The sequence below is a fragment of the Pullulanibacillus camelliae genome (assembly GCF_014642655.1).
Classification (GTDB): Bacteria; Bacillota; Bacilli; order Bacillales; family Sporolactobacillaceae; genus Pullulanibacillus; species Pullulanibacillus camelliae.
Genome location: NZ_BMIR01000010.1, coordinates 1 through 19,438 on the forward strand (window position 1 = coordinate 1; position 19,438 = coordinate 19,438).

Sequence of the window (19,438 nt, forward strand, 5' to 3'; positions counted from 1 at the left end):
GGAACCAAGCGAAGACATTCGCGCGGTAGCTGGAAAAGCGTACAAATTTAGAGTGCCAGAAATACTGGGATGAATAGGGTACCGAGAAAAGTTTGACACAAACTTAATAATCAAAAGGGTGGGAAAATGGGTAGCTTCACAAGTATAATAAATAAAAAAGTCATTAGTGGAGGAGATTCCTATTCGTTATCAAGCAATTAATTTAAGCGAAAAGTTGTCAAAATTCAGTGAGCATTGGTCGCCTAAGGTGATTGGAGAAATGAATGATTATCAATTTAAGCTTGTCAAAATTCAAGGGGATTTTGTGTGGCATGATCATAAAGATACCGATGAGGTGTTCATTGTGCTCGAAGGCGAGATGTCTATCCTTTTTCGAGATGGAGAAGTAAAGCTCTCAAAGGGAGAAATGTTTATCATACCAAAGGGGGCATGGCATAAAACCTATGCTGAAAAAGAATGCCAAGCGATGATTGTTGAACCTAGAGGTGTGATTAATACAGGTGAGGCAGGATCAGAATTAACTGCTGCAAACGACGTCTGGATTTAAATAGAATAAAATAAATGGTGCACAATTACAGGGCCTGCTCATTATCAAGGAGATAAGAGTGGGCTTCCTCATGTTCTTCTCCTTTTAAACCATAAGTATATTTTATGAAGGGGGATAGAAAGTAAGTCCGCATTTGTCAGGATTTGCTATAATATTAATGTTTGTATGAATGATTCAATTTAGGAGGGAAAGGGAAGATGGGTTCTTTTTTGGAAAACATCCAAGAAAGGTTTTTTAGAGGCTTTTGGAATCCTTTTATGGTTTTGATCTTTGCAGGTATTTTTGCGGCTTTTTATTTCGGATTAACTGGAACGCTTTGGGCAGTAACGGGAGAATTTACACGCTGGGGCGGGAATCTCCTGCAACTTTTCGGCGTTGATCCCTCACATTGGGCGTATTACAAGGCAATAAAATTACAAGGAGAACCGATTGATCGAACGGATGGATGGCTAGTCATTGGCATGCTTTTTGGCGGATTACTCAGCGCCTTGATGAGCCAAAACTTTAAGCTGAAGATGCCTCGGCAAAAACGCCGCTGGGCATGGGGGTTTGTCGGTGGTCTATTGGCTGGATTTGGAACACGTCTCGCAATGGGATGTAATCTTGCAGCATTTTTTACGGGTCTGCCACAATTCTCGCTGCACTCCTGGCTGTTTATTGCTGGAACAGCGCTAGGGACATACTTAGGTGTTAAGCTAGCCGTTTTACCGATATTTAAGGGACAACCAAAGGTAGAGTTTGGCCTTCGGCCCGCAAAAGCTACATCACCAAATCCTAATGGGCACCGTAAACAACTCTATATTGGCGCTATTGTTTTTGTTATTATCGTTCTCATTGCTATTTATTATTTTGCTATTGGTAAAGCGATGCTCGGATTCGCTGTCCTTTTTGGTGGGGCTTTTGGGATGCTCATTCAGCGTGGTCAGCTCTGCTTTACATCTGGCCTTCGTGATCTATGGTTGACAGGAAGGGGAACACTGGCGAAAGCAATTATTATTGGAATGGCGATTCAAACGGTTGGTACGGCTATCTTTATTTTTAAGGGAGCACAGCCTGTTATTCACTGGGCAAGCCTAGGCTCACTAATTGGTGGCGTGATGTTTGGAGTGGGGATCGTCATTGCTGGTGGCTGCGAAACAGGCTGGATGTATCGCTTGATGGAAGGGCAAGTCCAATTTATTTCAGTAGGCTTGGGCAACGTGGTTGGAGCTACCATCTTGGCTTATAGCTGGGATCATTGGGGTGTGTTTGACGCGTTAGTAAAAGGCTCACCTGAAATCAATTTGGTGTCCTCACTCGGATGGGGTGGAGCCATTGTTTGCACCGGTGCATTTTTATTCCTTCTCTATTTATTAGTGGTTTGGAGAGAAAAGGTATATTCTAAAAAAATGAACCAGGCTCATATCCCTACGTCAAAGAAAACAACAGCTTAAATGGATAGGAGAAATATAAATGAGCATAAAAAAGCAAGATCAGGTATTAGTATCGGGGTCTTTGGATGTACGGGGAGAATCATGTCCTTATCCTGAGCTTTATACACTCGATGCTATTAAACAGTTGGAGAGTGGGCAAATTCTGGAAGTGATTGCTGATTGCCCGCAATCTTTTATTAATGTGCCAGAATCCGCTGAAAAGCACGGGCATAAGGTGCTGAATACAGTTAAAAATGGCTCGACATCATATTTTTATATTCAAGTTAAATAATGGGAGAGAAAGGAAGGCGTGTATACGGCCTTCCTTTTTAATACGATCAGAATTTATAACTTTGCTGACACTCATAAAGGAAGAGAGTATAAGGCGGGGCTTTGACTTTCGCTATTAAAGCTGGTGACAACCTAAGTGTGTGATTTGCAAAAATCATATTAGGAGTACCAGCGAAGTGGTGCAAGCCAAGTTTTCTAATACGATCAGAAAGTATAAAATTTCTGGTCATGAGGACGGTGCGGATTTCCGCTCCGGGCCGCTCGCTTTCTGCGGGGGATGGTAAGCCTCCTCGCGCCTTCGCACTGCTAAGGTCTTACCAGTCTCCCACTTCCCGCAGGATTCTAGTCTCCGCATCATGAGTCAGCGGCGCCTGGGGAACACACGATTTTAGCGTGTTCCGAATCTCGCGCCTTGCGCTCCCATCCACTTGACCAGGCATTGAAGCCTCTTTCATATTGGCTGATGCTCTATACTAAGGACAAGGACCGGGCAAGCTTTTCGCCCGGTTTTTCTTATACGATCAGATAAACTGGCCTTTTAATGTGCACTAACAGAGGAATGATAACAAAACTTGTCGAACCTATACTATATTTATGGCTGGCGAGGGCTTCGAGCTTTATTTGTTATTTTGTTTAGGTTTTTTGTTAAAACGGGTTTGCCTTTTGTTAACTTGAATCGGCTTTTGTTCTCTTGCTCAGGGCTTTTGTTACGTTCAAGTCTTGATTCGGAAACTTATCCCTTGGATTTGTTCTCTATTCGGAAGCTTCGGATTTAATATGTTACTTTGGACGCATCTCTTGTAAAAAGGTGATGTGCTTTTGTTAAACCGCTCCAATGATTTGTTCATTAACCGGTGCTTTTGTTACGCTTACGCCTTGATTTGGAAACTCACGCCCCGGTTTCATCTCTCCTCAATGGATAAGCTGACTTTTCTTTGCTTTTTCAGCTAGGCGTTGCGTGCGTTTTTGCAAGGGTGCTTTTAGTGTTAACCCAACAAGCAGGGTAGCTAAGAAAAAGACAGCTAAAAGGCTGAGGTCTTTCCATACGATGCTCCATACGATACCACCCACCGCTTCGCGCATAACACTGACTGCGTAAGTAAAAGGAAGAAAGGGATGAATGGCTTGAAAGAATGGTGGGGAGGTTTGAATGGGAAATGTTCCCCCGCCGGATGAGAGTTGAAGCACTAAGAAGATGATTCCTATTGCTTTACCGATATTCCCAAAAAGCGAGACAAAGGTGTAGACCATCGTCATGAATGTTAAGCTGATCAATAGACCAAACACAACAAACCAAATCGGCGCCTTGACATAGGCACCAAGAAGCAGCATATCTCCAATGGTTACAATCAGTGCTTGGAAGCACCCGATGGTTAAAAAGGTGAGTAAGCGCCCTAAATACACGTGGGCACTGTGATAAACCCTCTCGTTATCTTCGATGTCCAATCTTAATAGAGAAACAAGAAGGAGCGCGCCTACCCATAGGCATAGGCTCGTGTAAAAAGGAGACATGCCTGATCCGTAATTAGGAATTGGGAAGATGTCCTTTTCTTGCAAGATGACGGGATGGGCAAGAAATTGGCTCTCATCCTCAATATTGTGCCGCAGGAGCTTAATGATTTCACCAAGATCATGATTGGTCTCGAAGGCGCGGATCTTATTTGCAGCATTTTGTATGGACTGCTTTAATTCAGGGAGCTCATGACGTGTAAGATCTGCCACCTGATGCACCGTATTTTCAAAGGCTGGAAGCTGATTCTGCACTAAATTGGCAACATCGCGAATATCCTTTTTTGCGCCTGGTAAATCATGACGAACAAAATTAGCTGCTTGGTGAATGCGCTGTGCCACTGTTGGAAAGTCGTTCTGCATAAAACGGGCGGCATCATTAACCCCTTTGATCAGCAAGGGGATTTTATTTTGAATATCTGTGGCGAGTGCATGCACTTTTTGTTGTATGGTAGGCAGTTCCTTTTGCAGGCGCAGGAGCTCTGCTTGCCCGTTCTCTGTTGTTTTCTTGGCATCCTCTAGAATGGACTGCAGCTTTGGTAGATCGGCTTGTGCTTGTTCCAAAGTATTATCAATTGAGGAAGAACGATCCATGAGTACTTGCATGGCACCACTGATTGCCGGGGCTGTAGCCGCTGGAAAATGCTCAATGAATGATTCCAGTCGATTATTCGCCTCATTGGCTGAGGTTTGCCACTGTGTAAGTTCATCTTGAGAGAGCGGTGCATGCTGATTAAGAGACGATTTCAGGCTTTGGATCATCTCAATTTGTTGCTTGTAAAGGGTCTGCACCTGCTGCAGCTGTTGGCTCATGCTTTGTAGTCCAGAGTGAGGTGAGACGTCCTCCAGAGCTGAAAAAAGCCCAGTCAAATGCTGAATTGCTTCAGTTCCCGCACTTAAGCGATCCTGTATGGTTGCCAAGGTCGCTGGTGAAGTTGCCGGACCTGATTCACCTACTGATTGCGCGACCTGACTAGAAGTATCATTTGTCCCTTGGAGTAAAAGAAGATTTTGCTCAATCATCGGTGACAATATTTGCAAGGCCTGCCCATTGGTTTGTAAAAAGTGCTGGAGCTGTTGATTGGCTGTCTCCCCGCTTGTGGTAAGCTGCTGTATCTCAGGTAAGGCCTTTTCAGCATTTTGTAGGACCTCATCGATCGTTTGGATAGTATTCAAGGTGTGTGAAAGGGAGGTGCTTATTTGGTTAAAATGGGCGTCAATGGTCGCTATACGCTCAGCCGCCTTTTGAATGTCTGGCAATTGCGCTTGAAGAGCATTGATATCTCCGGAGATGGCTTGAATCTCAGGAAGCCGTTGATCAAGCTTGAGTAAGACTTGACCAGCCCGTTCAATCTCAGGAAGATGTTGTTCGAGCTCGACGACCTTCTGTCCCTTCCTCCGAATATCAGGAAGTAGTTTCTCAAGGGTTAATGCTTTTTGTCCTGCCGCTTCGATTTCGGGAAGCTGTTCGTTTAATGTGAAAATTTGATTGCGGATATGGCGCAGTGTTGGAAGCTCATTTTCTAGTTCAACCCCAATGGTGTTAAATTCGGTAAACATCGCTTGGCTTGAGAGTTTGATAATGGATTCATTGATGTTTTGAGTGATAGTTGTTGCTCCGGTAGTCGCGATTTTTGGGGCAATCGCATTGACTTTTTGATTGACACTATAATAAATTTTTGGATGCTTGGGACTTTCTTCAATAATTGTTGCAATTTTACTCGAAAAGTCTTTTGGAATAAGGAGACTTGCATAATATTTTCCCTGGCGCACACCGTAGTCCGCTTCTTTTTTACTAACAAATGTCCAACCAAGATTATGATTCTTTTTCAAAGATTGGACTAATTGATCGCCAACATGAATGGTTTTGTTTATTTCTGCATTATGTATTGTTGCTCCTTCATCTAAATTAGTAACAGCAATGGGGACGTTGGATGTGTTCCCATATGGATCCCAGCCTGCCTTCAAGTTAAACCAAGCATAGAGGGAAGGTAAGACCATCAGTCCGATGATTAAAAAAAGAGCGATGGGGACTTTGAAGAGATGAAGCCAATCTGTTTTATAAATGTGCAGTATAGTCTTCAACAGACTCCCCCCTGTCTATCATTTAGGCATCTGCAATGTCTGGTGACTATGTACGCTTTCACGCTTATAGTTCTCTTTATTATGCCTAAATGACTTTGGATTATGAGTGGATACAAGTGAAACAAAGTAATGTGTCCGATAGTGAAGGTTAAAAGAAGAGAGAGGGATGCGCATGGATAATGACGCAGTTTGATATTGGGGTATAGTGGACGATGCATTTGGGAAGTCTATGTAAAAAAAGGGAATTATCATGTTAGGACTTTTTGTAGCAATTATTGTATTTAATCTTTTGGCCTTTAAACTTGTAAAACATATCACGTTGAATGAAATGATTCATATTTGGACGTTTACCATCGCCTTTCAAGTCTGTTTTGATGTCATTATAGAACTTAAATTAAAGGGATATTGGTATTTTTATAAAAATAAAGTGGAGTATATCGGTTTACTTCCTCATATGATTTTAGTTCCCCCTATCAATGTGTTGTTTTTAAATTGGTATCCTTTTAATAAAAAGCTCTCGAAGCGAATGATATATTTGGGGGGATGGGTAATCATCATTTTATTATATGAGATGATGACTTTATTACCTCGTCCTTGGGGGTATTTCCACTATGGCTGGTGGAACTTCTGGTACTCGATCATTATTGATCCAATTCTTTTATTTATCTTACTGAAATTTTATAAGTGGATCAGCGCGCTGGAGAGGAATTGATTTTATGATAATAAATCGGGGGCATAGGCTGTTATGCAACTGAGAAAGATAGGACCGTTCAAATAAACAAGAGGTACGGATATTTTTAAAAAGTAGGAGGCTCATGCTATGGAATAAACGGTGAGCCTCATTTTTTCTGTTCAGGCTTTTGAAAGGCCTGGTGAAAGGGGCATTTTGTAAGATTCCTTTCATCATCGCGAAGAAAATATTGCATCCATTCCAGATTACTCTCATCCCCATATTGATTTAAGGCAGGGTGTGGCGGTATGGCATCATAGGTGTTGAGCCGCTTGCGGATTTGTTTTTTTATCTTGACCGCGTGTTCGGGATGGCTATTAAATGCATTCAGTACCCAGCGAGGCGTAATAGCTAGCATAAAGTAGGGGAAGTGCCGACTCTTTCTTTTAATATGGGCCGGGGATGCGCCATACATGAAATAACGTTCTCCGTGAAAGCAAAACTCCCATAGTGGATCGCTAGGATTAATGGGAATAGCTTCAGGCCACTCCTTTTCATCAAGCTCACTCACATTTTGAAGAAGCTTCCAAAAGAGCTGTTCAAAATCTTCGATTGTACTGTTGGCGTGGAGTGTGGGTGGTGTTTCAAAAAAGACGATCAAAGAAGTATAATTTCCAAATTGGTGAGAGTAGAGAGTAAAGGCTTTTAAAAGTGCGGCCAAGTCAGCGGCAGCATGCATAGTCCTTGGCTCACTGGCAAAACCATATCTTAAATGATTGAGCTGATAGCCTTGAGTAGCAGGTATACAAGGAAAGCGGTGAGCTTTGTCTGTCATTTTTCTGTCAAAGAGCTTTAAAGCCTCTATTTCCCAGTCTCTAAGTCTTGAGTAATCTACAGCGTCTTTATTAAGCAATTCCATCTGAGACTTAACCTCCCCTGTATTACTTATCTTTTATACCTTATTCAGCCCGCCCAAAATGGTTAAATGTCTATGCGCATTTGGGCGTATGCCTATTGTCGGATAGTGAAAGAGTTGGGGGAGGGGCAAAAGCCTCATGATAGAAAGATTAAAAGACTGCCAGTAGGAACTAGGCAGTCCTGTTCAAGTCGTATATCAAATGCGACCTTGATTCAGCTATGCTTTTTTTCTAATTTTTTCTCTAGCCGTCGTTTTACATCTGGCCATTCGCGATCTAAGAGGCTATAAACAACTGCATCTCTTATGTAACCGTTTGGTAATTGTCTCTCGTTACGCAGTATCCCCTCTTTGGTCGCCCCCAGTCGTTCGATGGCCTTTTGTGCTGTACTATTTCGGAGATCGGTTTTAATTTGTACACGGATGACCTCGAGGGTTTCAAAAGCATAGTGGAGTAGCATGAGCTTGCATTCTGTATTTATGCTTGTCCGCTGGACCTTTGGATGATACCAGGTATGCCCAAGCTCGACAGTCCGCTGTTCTTTTGAAAGATTATACAAGCGTGTGCTACCGACAATGCTTTGCGTGGCCTGGTCGATTACTGTAAAAGGCAGGGCAGCTCCACGCTCATAATCACTCAGGGCCGATGAAATATAATTCGACATATCAGATGGCTGGTTCATCTTTGCTATTAAATAAGTCCAAATTTTGGGGTGCGTTTCCACAATATTATATAATGCTTCATCGTCATCTAAAGTCATTAGCTGTAATGTTGCCCGTTTATAGGTGAATCTCATGGTTTACCTCCTTATGCATTGAAGTGCCAGAATGCTCTTTTTAATTATATGATATAGAAAGAACCGGAGTATTCCTATCTTTCAACGTCAGAATCATAACTTTGCGGAAGACCTTATAAGTTCGAGCTTTGACTTTCACCACTGAAGGCTCAGCGACATCCTTCGTGTGCGATTTGAAAAAAGCACATCAGGAGTGCCCAGCCGGTGCATTCGTAGTGTGTGAGTGCGAAGATACGAACATCAGGCTGTGCCTAGTGAAGCGGTGAAGGATCAGCTAAGTTTTTTAAGTTTGTATAGAGTTATAAAGCTTGCTCAAAACTAAAAGCAGCATTAAAATTCACTGATAGCTAAGGGGCAGGCGAATGAAAGCATTTTTTGACTATCATCCACACTATGAGTCATTTCAACTGTTTGCATGGCAGCATATTGTGACGATGCTCATCCTTTTAATTCTTGGGATACTTATCTTTGTTTTTAAGGATCAATTACGGGTACCTCGGAGACGAATCCCCATTTGCTCAGTTTTGGCCTGTCTTCTTTTCATTGCTTATGGGGCCTTGCAGCTTTGGCTAATTGCTGAGAGAGCATGGGATTGGAAAAAGGATTTGCCGCTCCAACTCAGCGATAGTGTTGTAATTCTAGCAATAGTGATGTTAGCAATGGCAAGCGAAAGGCTTTTTCAGTTTATGTATTTTGCTGGACTTGGAAGTTCTCTTCAAGCGATTATCACCCCAGATCTTGGCCGATTCGGGTTTCCACACTTTCGTTATTTCGAGTTTTTTGTTGCCCATGGCGGAGTAGTGCTTGCCTGTTTATTTATGGTCGCCTGCTATCGTTATCGCCCGACACTGCGCTCCTTATGGATTACCTTTATGATCATAAATGGTTATGGTGGGCTGGTCTTTTGCCTCAATAAATGGTTAGGGGCGAATTACCTTTATATGATGAAAAAACCGCGCAGTGCCTCATTGTTAAGTGTGCTAGGTCCGTGGCCATGGTATTTACTTTCACTTGAGCTGGTGATGCTTATTTCCTTTTTTATTTTATATTGTCCTTTTTGGCTCAGGCAAAAAACACGCTGATCTCTATCTGCAGATAGAAGCATTAATCGCTCGCTTTGATAAAATGAGGAATGAAAGTAGGTGAGCGAATTGGAAAGAAGAATATCAGTCAGGGTGATAGGATCAATCCTTTTGATGATCTTGCTATACGATCAAACGGTTTCTTCTGATATAGCGGCCGTGCTTTTATATGGTGGTGTTATACTGATTTATTTGATAGTCATTTGGTTTCGTGGATTGCGTCAGCACTGCTGGGCTTATCTCGTCATGGCCTTTTTTATTTTTGGTATCATTTTAGTGCTCTATTTTCAGAATCATGGTGCAATGGTAAGTAATTTATTATGGCCGTTGATTGTTTTATTAGGTCTTGCTCCAAAACGTTTGACGTACTTATCAGCGGCTTTAATGGTGGCCGCGTTGCTCGTGTTAGTCATTGTTGAATATAATAATAATCTATCCTTGCTCTCTCTACTTGGCATCATCGGTATATTTTTCGGAGCGCGTGCACGGAGAATTCGTCGTGAAGCCGAGCACGCTCGGCAAGAGCATCTCGAAGCATTAGACGAAGCGCACCAAGCCTTGCAAAAAGCGCACCATGATCTGCAGGAAGCGTCAGCTCAATCCATGTATTATGCAGCCTTAGCAGAGCGGGCACGTTTATCTAGAGAAATTCATGACGGCTTAGGGCATCAGCTGACTTCATTGGTTGTGCAGCTGCAAGCTCTGCAGTTAATGCTTCCAAATGATCCGAAGAAGGCGGAAGAGGTCGTTCAGCAATTGCTCAGAGTAGCTCGCCAAGGCTTGGCAGAAGTTAGGTTGGCGGTGCGTGAATGGGCAGAGGATGAAAAAGGATTGGGGATCATCGCGCTTAAAGGACTCGTCTCGCAAACGGAGGCGCATTCCCACTTAACATGCGACTTTGTGCAGGAAGCGAGTGCCGATTGGTCGAATGCTGTAAGTATTGCGCTGTATCGCATCGTGCAAGAGGGACTAACAAACGTCCTTCGTCATTCCACAGCAACTGAGGTAAAAGTTAAGATAACTGAACAGGATGAGCAAGTGCTCCTTACCCTAGCGGACAATGGAAGGTATGATGAAGGGCCCCATCTGAATTTCGGCTTTGGTACTAAAGGGATGGTGGAGCGTGCCAAAGCGTTGGGTGGAAGCTGTGCTTTCTTAAAAAATGAGGACGGCGGTTTAACAATAAGGGCTGTGTTGCCGATGAACGGGGGATGAGGTTGTGGAGAATAAAATACATATTGGGCTAGTGGATGATCAAGCGATTATTCGCCAGGGACTACGCTATATTATTAACAGTCAGCCTGACATGGAAATCGTTATGGAAGCTGGTGATGGAGAAGAGGCGGTTGAGCACTCGATAGAAGCAAAGCCAGATCTTATTCTCATGGATATCCGCTTGCCAAAGCAAACGGGAATTGAGGCAACACGGGAGATATTAAAGCAATGTCCAGATATTAGAATCATTTTGCTTACAACATTTGATGTGCAGGAATACGTTTTCGAAGGGATCAGGGCAGGGGCCATTGGTTATTTATTAAAAGATGCCGAGACCGATGAATTATTGGAAGGGATCCGCTCGGCGATCACTGGGGCTGCAATTTATAAAAGCACAACAGCGAGCCAAGCACTTGCTCAATTTATCACCGCACAGCAAATCGCTCCTGATGCGTCAGTGCTTCCAGCTCAAGATGAGGTGGAAGCACTAACAGAAAGGGAAATCGATGTGCTCCAGCTCATGGCCTATGGGCGGAGAAATTCTGAAATTGCTGAGCAATTGTATATATCACGAGGAACCGTAAAAACTCATGTTCATCGTATTTTGCAGAAGCTCGGGGTAGAGGATAGAACCCAGGCGGTGGTCATGGCCATACGGCAGGGCTATGTAAAATAATCATGCTCTATCTTGAGATAGAGATGTTTTGTGAAAAAAATATGCCTCACGTTAGATGTTATTTTACTGATCCTCTTATACCATTAAAGAAAGTTGCTGCTTAGCGGCTCTAATAAGGATATAAGAGGATGATTTTTTATGGATTTACATGTGATTTTTACAAGTATGCTCATGTTCGCACTGTTAATCGTTTTCATTTTTCGTCAGCTTCAACCGCGTCAACCGACACGCCTGCGTTTTTATATTATGCCGGTTATTGCTATTATAGTGGCTTATGAGAGGCTTCCAAGGCCCATTGTTCCCGAGATCCAGATTATTGAAGGTATCCTTTCAGTAATAATTGGCATAGGGTTCGGGGTACTTCAGGCAAGGTATACGAAAGTCTACCATGTTAATGGAGAATGGCTGATGAAGGGAGACTGGAAGTACCTGCTGACATGGCTTGGATTGTTTGCGATGCGGATGATCATTATGGTCGTCTTTAATCATATTGATCACGGAAAAAGTATGGTTGTGGAATGGATTATTTGGGCCGAAATTGCAGTGGTTTGGGGAGTTCGTTCTCTTTTGTTAATGCTCCGCTATCCCCAATTACGCAGTGTGTTAGCCAGACCTAAGAATGAATGAAGCAGCAATGCTTTATAAGTCCTAGATCAATGAGGGGCCAAAAACTCAGGTGGCATCTCTTTATTTTGACTCTTTTGATGTTAAGCGTGTAAATTTCATGACACTGGATAGAGTTTTAATAGTATGTTCATTATTTAGGAGTCAGTGGAAGAAAAAGTAAAGCATTTTTTACTGTGCCTGGCGACTGTATTGATTTTCCTAAGGTATATAAGAAATTCTTACTCATCATTATGAGGGATGGATGGTGGTTGAGGCCGACCAAGATCCTTCACGAGCTCATCCTCTCAAGGCAAGAAAATATTGATAAGTTTGAAAGCAGCTGCAATCCGCTCAAAATTTAATCAAAATAGTTAATAAACATATACCCAAATGGATAGGTTTGACCTTCATTATAAAGTTGCCGGATTATAATCCTTGTGGAGACTTGTGATATAATGAGTAGAAAAATCAGGGGAATTGAAAAAAGGTGGTTTTTCTATGAAAACAACAATCAAATGGACTGACCCAATGAGTTTTTCGGGAATTACGCCATCAGGGCATGAATTGAAGCTAGATGCTGCTCCAGATGTCGGCGGACAGAATACGGGCGCGCGTCCCACAGAATTTTTATTATATGCACTAGCGGGGTGCACAGGCATAGATATCATTTCAATCCTTAAGAAGATGCGCCTTGAGCCCACTGATTTTTCTATGGATGTTGAGGGCAGCCGTGCTGAGGAACATCCTAAAAGGTTTACAGCTATTCATGTGCACTATGCATTAGAAGGGGATCTTCCCGAAGACAAAGTGGTTCGTGCAATTAAGCTTTCCAAAGATAAATATTGTTCAGTTGCCCATTCTCTCAGTGCTGATATTACGGCAAGCTACTCTATTAATGGTCAAAAAGGGGAGCAATCCGTTTAATTTAATGTTTCTATGAAAAAAATAAAAAAAGCTCTTGCTTTTTGAAAAAATATAAGCGATAATGTTAATTGTCGCTGCGGAGGATTAGCTCAGCTGGGAGAGCACCTGCCTTACAAGCAGGGGGTCGCAGGTTCGAGCCCTGCATCCTCCACCATTTATTTTATACATAAGGACCCGTGGTGTAGCGGTTAACATGCCTGCCTGTCACGCAGGAGATCGCCGGTTCGATTCCGGTCGGGTCCGCCATCTAGGCTCGATAGCTCAGTCGGTAGAGCAGAGGACTGAAAATCCTCGTGTCGGCGGTTCGATTCCGTCTCGAGCCACCATTGATGTGTGCCGGCCTAGCTCAATTGGTAGAGCAACTGACTTGTAATCAGTAGGTTGGGGGTTCAAGTCCTCTGGCCGGCACCATTTTTATAGCTATCACTTATTACATATTATTGTCACGCTAAGTCTGTTTAAGGACTTGGCGTTTTTGGTTTTTTTATGGTCTTTGACAAAGAATTGAAGAGGAAATAGTGTAATTAAAAATTTATCAGATAGTGTCATAACGCCCCCAGGATTTACAACTGGGGGCGTTTGCTATGGATTCATTTATCTATAGGAAGAGCTGGCAGTCATTCAGGCTGTCTGTCATTCATTCATTTTTGGAACATGTTTAAACACTTCACCGCTTTCGAAGAATTCCACCAATCGGCTGATCCAATCATAGTAAGCCACCCACCGTTGTGTTTCCTCTAGCAGCTCGTTAATTTCTTGCTCGTCCTCTTCGCTTAATGACTCATTATTCTTTAATTGTAACATTTTTTGACGCCATTTTTGCTCAAATAACCGATTTTTATTGATGGCCTGTCTCCAATTGGAAATAAAGAGTGAAATGAACGTTTGATAATAATCTTGTTCTACATTATATAAGTCCTTTCGAACGCCCTTTTCAAAGACCTTATCAGCGATGTTAAGATCAATCATTTCACGAACCACTTGACTCATGCGTGTTTTGCTCATCCCTGTCGCTTCGGATAACTGATCAAGAGTCATGGGCTGCTTATTCATATAAATAATGCCGAGCACACGACCCACCGTTGGTGAGATGCCAAATGCACGCATATTATCAGCGATTTTTTCAATGAATGGTTCTTTAACTTGTTCTATCATGTCGGACGATGTTTGTGCCATAGCCAGACTCCTTTCAACCACTTACTCCAAGTTAACTTACCATATTTTTAGCAAAAAGAAAAACATGAATTTGCTTGTATTTGGGCGAAATCACTAGAAATTTAAAGAATAGGTATGATTATGATTTATACAATATATATTTTATAAAAATTATAGGTTATATGTATTTTATTCAAACTTTATACAATATAAATTTTACATTATACTGATAATGTTGATTAAAAAGAATAGAACATTTATTGCCCTCGCGTTTCCGAGGATTCAGTTTAAATTTTGGAGGTGGCATGAATTTGCTGACATTAGACCATGTATCAAAGGTTTATGCGGAAGGCAAAAAAGCAGTGGATAATATGTCTCTTGAAGTAGAGAAGGGTGAGTTTGTTGTCTTTATCGGTCCGAGTGGGTGTGGAAAAACAACAACCATGAAGATGATTAATCGCCTTATTGAACCATCGCAAGGTCGGATTCTTTTGGAAGGCGAAGATATTATGGATAAAAATCCAGTTGAACTGCGACGCTCTATTGGATATGTCATCCAACAGATTGCTTTATTTCCCCATATGACCATTCGTCAGAACATCGCTCTCGTCCCGAAACTTCTTAAATGGCCAAATACAAAAAGGCGAGCTAGAGCAGAAGAGCTTTTGGAACTAGTGGATATGGACGAAAGCTTTCTCGAACGCTATCCTCATGAGTTGAGTGGAGGACAACAACAACGGATTGGCGTGCTCCGCGCCCTTGCGGCTAATCCCCCTCTGATTTTAATGGATGAACCATTTGGTGCACTTGACCCCATCACAAGAGATTCATTACAAGAGGAATTTAAAAGACTGCAAAAACGTTTGAAAAAGACCATTGTTTTTGTCACTCATGACATGGATGAAGCCATTAAGCTTGCAGATAAGATTGTGATTATGCGTGAAGGTCAAATCGTACAGATGGGAGAACCAGAAGAGATTTTACGTCATCCGGCCAATGATTTTGTAGAAGAATTTATTGGTAAGGATCGTCTCATCCAAAGTCGTCCGACTGTCAAAACTGTTGACCAAATCATGAGTAAAACACCAGCTGTGATATTAGAAGAAAACACATTAGCTGAGGCTATTCAAGTCATGCGTGATAAACGGGTGGATTCACTTCTTGTTGTGGATCAGGAGAAACGTCTTGAAGGGTTTATTGATGTGGAAACCATTGATGAACAGAGGAAAAAAGCACGTACAGTTGGAGAAGTGATGACGAGAGAAATCTATTCTGTTCCTTCTAACGCTTTATTACGTGATACCGTCCACAAGATCATTCGTCGAGGTATAAAGTATGTGCCTGTTGTGGACAGCGATCAAAGGCTGGTAGGGATTGTCACACGTGCAAGTCTTGCTGATCTTGTCTATGACTCAATTTGGGGAGAAGATGTGGCGGATCAAAAACATGCGTAAGATGATTTTTAGATGAGGAGGACTCTTATGGGAGCTTTTATAGATTTTTTATCGGCAAATGGTGGACAGCTCTTGCTTAAAACCTGGGAGCAACTCTATATCTCTATCATAGCTGTTGTCCTTGGCATCATCGTCGCCATTCCTTTAGGCATTGGCTTATCTCGTACACCAAAGCTTTCTGGCGTGGTCATTGGACTTGTCAATGTCATTCAAACCTTTCCTAGCTTAGCCATTCTTGCCTTTTTTATTCCGATTCTTGGAGTGGGGAAATACCCAGCGATTGTCGCTCTATTTATCTATTCAATGCTGCCGATCTTGCGCAACACTTATACGGCAATCAAAGGTGTGGACAAGAATCTATTAGAGGCGGGTAAAGGGATGGGCATGAAAAGCTTTGAATTAATTTTTAGTCTCGAATTGCCGCTTGCTGTTCCAGTAATAATGGCTGGTATTCGTCTATCGACAGTCTATCTGATTGGTTGGGCTACGCTTGCCTCTTTTGTTGGAGCAGGAGGATTAGGAGACTTTATTTTCGATGGGCTAAATCTCTTTCAGCCTTCATTGATTCTAGCGGGAGCAATTCCTGCCACGTTGCTAGCGCTTATTATGGATTTTATCTTAGGAAGACTAGAAAAATGGTTAACACCGAAAGGCATTAAGCGATCTGAGGAGACTGCTTATTAAATAGAAGACAAGATAGCGTATGAGAAAAGGAGGGACAGCACCTCAATGAAAAAAAGCGTACTATTCATACTTCTATCGATGATACTGCTGGTTGCAATGACGGGCTGTTCGAGTGTGGCTCTGCCAGGACTGAGTGGATCATCGAAGGATACAGTTAAGATAGGCTATATCTCAACGACAGAATCGGCTATTGTGGCGAATATCGTCAGCCAGATGATTACGCATTATACAGACCTACATGTCGATACGATTGGTAATCTCGGTTCATCAATTGTCCAACAAAAAGCAATGGTGAACGGGGAAGTAGATATCACACCCACTCGTTATACGGGAACGGATTTGTCAGGAGCTTTGGGGATGGATCCAGTGAAAGATCCGGATAAAGCGATGGCCATTGTGCAAAAGGCCTTTAAAAAGCGATTTAATCAGACGTATTTTGATTCTTATGGCTTTGAAAATACCTATGCTTTCACGGTAAGGGGTGATCTCGCAAAAAAGGATCACCTCACAAAGGTCTCTGACTTAAAGAAATATGCGGATCAACTTAAGTTTGGGGTCGATAACTCATGGGTGCATCGTAAAGGCGATGGTTATGACGGCTTCCAAAAAACATATGGCTTTAAATTTGCTGATGCCTATCCCATGCAAATCGGACTCGTTTATAAGGCAGTGGCGAATAATAAAATGGATGTCGTTTTAGCGTATTCCACAGATGGACGAATTAAGGCTTTTGATCTTAAAACGCTAAAGGATGATAAGCATTTCTTTCCACCTTATGATGCTGCACCCGTTGCACGTAATGAAATTCTGCGCAAGCATCCAGAATTAAAGACAATTCTACAAAAGCTTGTTGGCAAGATCAGTACAAAGGCCATGACACAAATGAATTATGAGGCTGATGTTGAGCTAAAAGAACCGAGTGTGGTGGCCAAGAATTTTTTGCAACAGCATCATTACTTTGAAGATAAGAAGTAGGGAGGGGCGAACATGGATACTTTGAGTGAATTAGTCACCTATTATGGGCAAAATTATAGTTATGTTTGGACCGAATTTTATCGGCATTTTTTAATGGCGGCATATGGCGTGATATTTGCTGCGATTGTTGGCATCCCTGTTGGGATTCTCATTGCACGTTATTCCAAGTTAAGCCCATGGGTCCTAGGGATTGCGAATATCATTCAGACGATCCCTGCACTTGCCATGCTGGCGATGTTAATGCTTGTATTAGGGCTCGGAGCGAATACGGTTGTCTTTGCCTTATTTCTTTATTCACTCTTACCGATTATTCGCAATACGTATACAGGGATTCGTGGTGTGGATAGTGCTTTATTAGAAGCAGGGCATGCGATGGGAATGACCCGTTTCCAAGTATTAAAAATGGTAGAATTACCACTCGCGCTCGCGGTAATCATGGCAGGACTGCGCACTGCGCTAGTTATTGCAATTGGGATAACTGCTATTGGTGCTTTTATTGGAGCAGGAGGACTTGGGGACATCATTATTCGTGGAACAAACGCGACAGATGGGGGTTCTATTATTCTCGCTGGCGCAATTCCTACTGCTGTAATGGCCGTCATATCCGACTTGATCATGGGCTGGTTAGAACGCCTGCTATCCTCTGTTAAGGGGAAAGGGTTGAAAAAACTTAAAGCAGCAGCTTAGCCAACTGAACCGGTTTAAAACAGTGCTTCACACTGCTAAAGTGAGCACTGTTTTTTATACTATCAGAATGTATAACTTCACTGACGCTCATAAAGGAAGGGAGTATAAGGCGGGCTTTGACTTTCGCCACCTGAGGCTTGCGGGCACCCTAAGTGTGTGATTGGCAAAAATCACATCAGGAGTACCAGCGAAGTGGTGCAAGTCAAGTTTTCTAATAATTTAGGTCATCGTGTGTTATATGATTATACACGAAATGGACTAGCACTGGATACAAGGTTTCCCTATAATAAGAGCAACGACTAGAATGAAGCAAAGGAATGATCGCGATGGAGGAAGGCTACATTTCTGTGACAGGTGGGAACATTTATTATAAAAAAGTGGGTGTGGGACCGAAGCTGCCCCTTATTCTGCTCCATGGGGGTCCTGGTGGAACACATCGATCGATGAAGGCGTTAGAAGCCCTTGGTGATGAGCGGACAGTCATTTTTTATGATCAGCTGGGTTCAGGGCGTTCTGATCACCCGACAGATCCCTCACTTTGGCACATTGAGCGTTTTGTTGATGAATTGGCACAAATCCGTGAAGCGCTTGACCTTCAGCAGCTTCATATATTGGGACATTCTTGGGGGACGATGCTGGCCGCATCCTATTTGTTAACGCAGCCGCAAGGAGTTCATAGCATCATTTTTTCTGGGCCCTGTTTAAGTGCTCCGCAATGGGCGAAGGACCAAGAGGAACATCGAAAAGCACTGCCTGTAGATGTACAAAAAACACTGGAAAAGTGTGAAAAACTAGGGATGACGGATTCTGAAGAGTACAAAGCTGCCGTGAAGGTTTTTAATAAGCACTTTGTCAATCGCTTTGGAAAAAAGCCGAAAGAACCCCGGCCGAAGGAAGCACAATCTAATGAAGAGGTCTATCATACGATGTGGGGGCCATCAGAATTTTATACAACAGGGAATCTCAAAAGCTTTGATGTTACAGACCGTCTATCAGAAATTCGCATCCCAGCACTTTTCACCTGCGGACGTTATGACGAAGCAACGCCTGCAACAACAGAGTCTTATAGTAAAAAGCTACCAGGCTCCCAATTGCACGTTTTTGAAAAAAGTGCCCATGTACCTTATATAGAGGAGCCGGAAGAATATCGTCGCGTCATACGTCAATTTCTACACGATGTAGAAATGAATGAAAGACGTGTAAAAGGACTTTAGGGGGAACTCCCTGAAGTTTTTTTATAAAGAAAAGAAAGCATAAAATTTCTGGTTATGAGGACGGTGCGCGATTCCGCTCCAGGCCGCTCGCTTTCCGCGGGGGAGTGGTAAGCCTCCTCGTGCCTTCGCGCTACTAAGGTCCTTACCGCTTCTCCCACTGCCCGCAGGACTCTAATCTCTGCATCATGAGTCAGCGCTCCCATCCACTTGACCAGGCAATGAAGCCTCTTTCATATTAGATGATGCTCTATACTAAGGACAAGGACCGGGAATGCTCTTCGCCCGGCTTTTCTTATTTATAAAGGGTGACTCGCTTTTTCACCTTTGTCATTCCTTTTGGCTGCACAAAATATTTACCGCTGTTATATCTGCTGGGAAAAACGACTCATCAGGCTTTCAATATATGCTCATTCCGCTTTGGGTTGTTGCTTTTATTCTGCCTTGTCTTGGTGTTTGGCAAATCGGAATGAGGCATTATCGCTCAACAGGGTCTTAATTATTTTTAAATCATTAGGATTAAGCGTATAATATACGGTGGC

19 protein-coding genes and 4 tRNA genes are annotated in these 19,438 nt (G+C 42.7%); 19 read left to right on the plus strand and 4 right to left on the minus strand.

Going from position 1 to position 19,438, the window contains the following annotated elements; genetic code table 11:
* The first annotated feature begins 181 nt into the window (after positions 1-181).
* From IEW82_RS11105 to yedF, 3 genes are all read left to right on the plus strand, one after another.
* The gene (locus IEW82_RS11105) at positions 182-547 is read left to right on the plus strand and encodes a cupin domain-containing protein (RefSeq protein ID WP_188694235.1); all 366 of its coding nucleotides are present in this window, start codon (positions 182-184) and stop codon (positions 545-547) included.
* A 197-nt stretch (positions 548-744) separates the two neighbouring features.
* Entirely contained in the window at positions 745-1,980 is a 1,236-nt protein-coding gene (gene yedE, locus IEW82_RS11110; protein WP_188693846.1) for a selenium metabolism membrane protein YedE/FdhT, read from the plus strand.
* A 19-nt stretch (positions 1,981-1,999) separates the two neighbouring features.
* On the plus strand, positions 2,000-2,251 hold the full coding sequence (gene yedF, locus IEW82_RS11115) for a sulfurtransferase-like selenium metabolism protein YedF (protein ID WP_188693849.1): 252 nt from the start codon (positions 2,000-2,002) through the stop codon (positions 2,249-2,251).
* A 911-nt stretch (positions 2,252-3,162) separates the two neighbouring features.
* Here yedF and IEW82_RS11120 read toward each other — a convergent pair.
* On the minus strand, positions 3,163-5,844 hold the full coding sequence (locus IEW82_RS11120) for a YhgE/Pip domain-containing protein (protein ID WP_188693852.1): 2,682 nt from the start codon (positions 5,842-5,844) through the stop codon (positions 3,163-3,165).
* Between the two features lie 250 nt (positions 5,845-6,094).
* Between IEW82_RS11120 and IEW82_RS11125 the strand changes: the two genes are divergently transcribed.
* Positions 6,095-6,556, plus strand: coding sequence for a hypothetical protein (locus IEW82_RS11125; RefSeq protein WP_188693855.1), 462 nt, complete (start codon positions 6,095-6,097; stop codon positions 6,554-6,556).
* A gap of 127 nt (positions 6,557-6,683) precedes the next feature.
* Here IEW82_RS11125 and IEW82_RS11130 read toward each other — a convergent pair whose 3' ends face one another.
* Positions 6,684-7,433 (minus strand): YqcI/YcgG family protein, encoded by a 750-nt coding sequence (locus IEW82_RS11130; RefSeq protein ID WP_188693858.1) that lies wholly within the window; start codon positions 7,431-7,433, stop codon positions 6,684-6,686.
* Positions 7,434-7,645: 212 nt separating this feature from the next.
* Positions 7,646-8,227, minus strand: a complete 582-nt coding sequence (locus tag IEW82_RS11135) for a GNAT family N-acetyltransferase (RefSeq protein WP_188693861.1) — start codon at positions 8,225-8,227, stop codon at positions 7,646-7,648.
* A 362-nt stretch (positions 8,228-8,589) separates the two neighbouring features.
* On the opposite strand from IEW82_RS11135, the gene IEW82_RS11140 reads away from it, so the two are divergent.
* The 9 genes from IEW82_RS11140 (at position 8,590) to IEW82_RS11180 (ending at position 13,141) form a co-directional block, all read left to right on the plus strand.
* A complete protein-coding gene (locus IEW82_RS11140; RefSeq protein WP_188693865.1) occupies positions 8,590-9,309 on the plus strand; it encodes a YwaF family protein in 720 nt (239 codons plus the stop codon).
* Between the two features lie 114 nt (positions 9,310-9,423).
* The gene (locus IEW82_RS11145; protein WP_229672560.1) at positions 9,424-10,524 is read left to right on the plus strand and encodes a sensor histidine kinase; all 1,101 of its coding nucleotides are present in this window, start codon (positions 9,424-9,426) and stop codon (positions 10,522-10,524) included.
* A 4-nt stretch (positions 10,525-10,528) separates the two neighbouring features.
* A complete protein-coding gene (locus IEW82_RS11150) occupies positions 10,529-11,200 on the plus strand; it encodes a response regulator (RefSeq protein ID WP_188693872.1) in 672 nt (223 codons plus the stop codon).
* Positions 11,201-11,338: 138 nt separating this feature from the next.
* Positions 11,339-11,827 (plus strand): hypothetical protein, encoded by a 489-nt coding sequence (locus IEW82_RS11155; protein WP_188693873.1) that lies wholly within the window; start codon positions 11,339-11,341, stop codon positions 11,825-11,827.
* Positions 11,828-12,304: 477 nt separating this feature from the next.
* Positions 12,305-12,730, plus strand: a complete 426-nt coding sequence (locus IEW82_RS11160; protein ID WP_188693876.1) for an OsmC family protein — start codon at positions 12,305-12,307, stop codon at positions 12,728-12,730.
* Between the two features lie 78 nt (positions 12,731-12,808).
* A tRNA-Val gene (locus IEW82_RS11165) sits at positions 12,809-12,884 on the plus strand.
* Between the two features lie 16 nt (positions 12,885-12,900).
* Positions 12,901-12,976, plus strand: a tRNA-Asp gene (locus IEW82_RS11170).
* 4 nt (positions 12,977-12,980) lie between these two features.
* Positions 12,981-13,056 (plus strand) — tRNA-Phe (locus IEW82_RS11175).
* 9 nt (positions 13,057-13,065) lie between these two features.
* Positions 13,066-13,141, plus strand: a tRNA-Thr gene (locus IEW82_RS11180).
* 222 nt (positions 13,142-13,363) lie between these two features.
* Here IEW82_RS11180 and IEW82_RS11185 read toward each other — a convergent pair.
* Positions 13,364-13,906 (minus strand): GbsR/MarR family transcriptional regulator, encoded by a 543-nt coding sequence (locus IEW82_RS11185; RefSeq protein WP_188693879.1) that lies wholly within the window; start codon positions 13,904-13,906, stop codon positions 13,364-13,366.
* Between the two features lie 290 nt (positions 13,907-14,196).
* Here IEW82_RS11185 and IEW82_RS11190 point away from each other — a divergent pair, with 290 nt between their 5' ends.
* The 6 genes from IEW82_RS11190 (at position 14,197) to IEW82_RS11215 (ending at position 19,369) form a co-directional block, all read left to right on the plus strand.
* Positions 14,197-15,339: a betaine/proline/choline family ABC transporter ATP-binding protein gene (locus tag IEW82_RS11190; protein ID WP_188694238.1), complete on the plus strand. Its 1,143-nt coding sequence runs from the start codon at positions 14,197-14,199 to the stop codon at positions 15,337-15,339.
* A 27-nt stretch (positions 15,340-15,366) separates the two neighbouring features.
* Complete coding sequence (locus IEW82_RS11195) at positions 15,367-16,023, plus strand: ABC transporter permease (RefSeq protein ID WP_188693883.1); 657 nt, start codon at positions 15,367-15,369, stop codon at positions 16,021-16,023.
* 45 nt (positions 16,024-16,068) lie between these two features.
* Positions 16,069-16,998 (plus strand): osmoprotectant ABC transporter substrate-binding protein, encoded by a 930-nt coding sequence (locus IEW82_RS11200; RefSeq protein ID WP_188693886.1) that lies wholly within the window; start codon positions 16,069-16,071, stop codon positions 16,996-16,998.
* Positions 16,999-17,010: 12 nt separating this feature from the next.
* Positions 17,011-17,685: an ABC transporter permease gene (locus IEW82_RS11205; RefSeq protein WP_188693889.1), complete on the plus strand. Its 675-nt coding sequence runs from the start codon at positions 17,011-17,013 to the stop codon at positions 17,683-17,685.
* Between the two features lie 326 nt (positions 17,686-18,011).
* A complete protein-coding gene (locus tag IEW82_RS11210; protein ID WP_188693892.1) occupies positions 18,012-18,899 on the plus strand; it encodes a proline iminopeptidase-family hydrolase in 888 nt (295 codons plus the stop codon).
* A gap of 305 nt (positions 18,900-19,204) precedes the next feature.
* Entirely contained in the window at positions 19,205-19,369 is a 165-nt protein-coding gene (locus tag IEW82_RS11215; RefSeq protein WP_229672542.1) for an ABC-2 family transporter protein, read from the plus strand.
* Positions 19,370-19,438 lie beyond the last annotated feature (69 nt).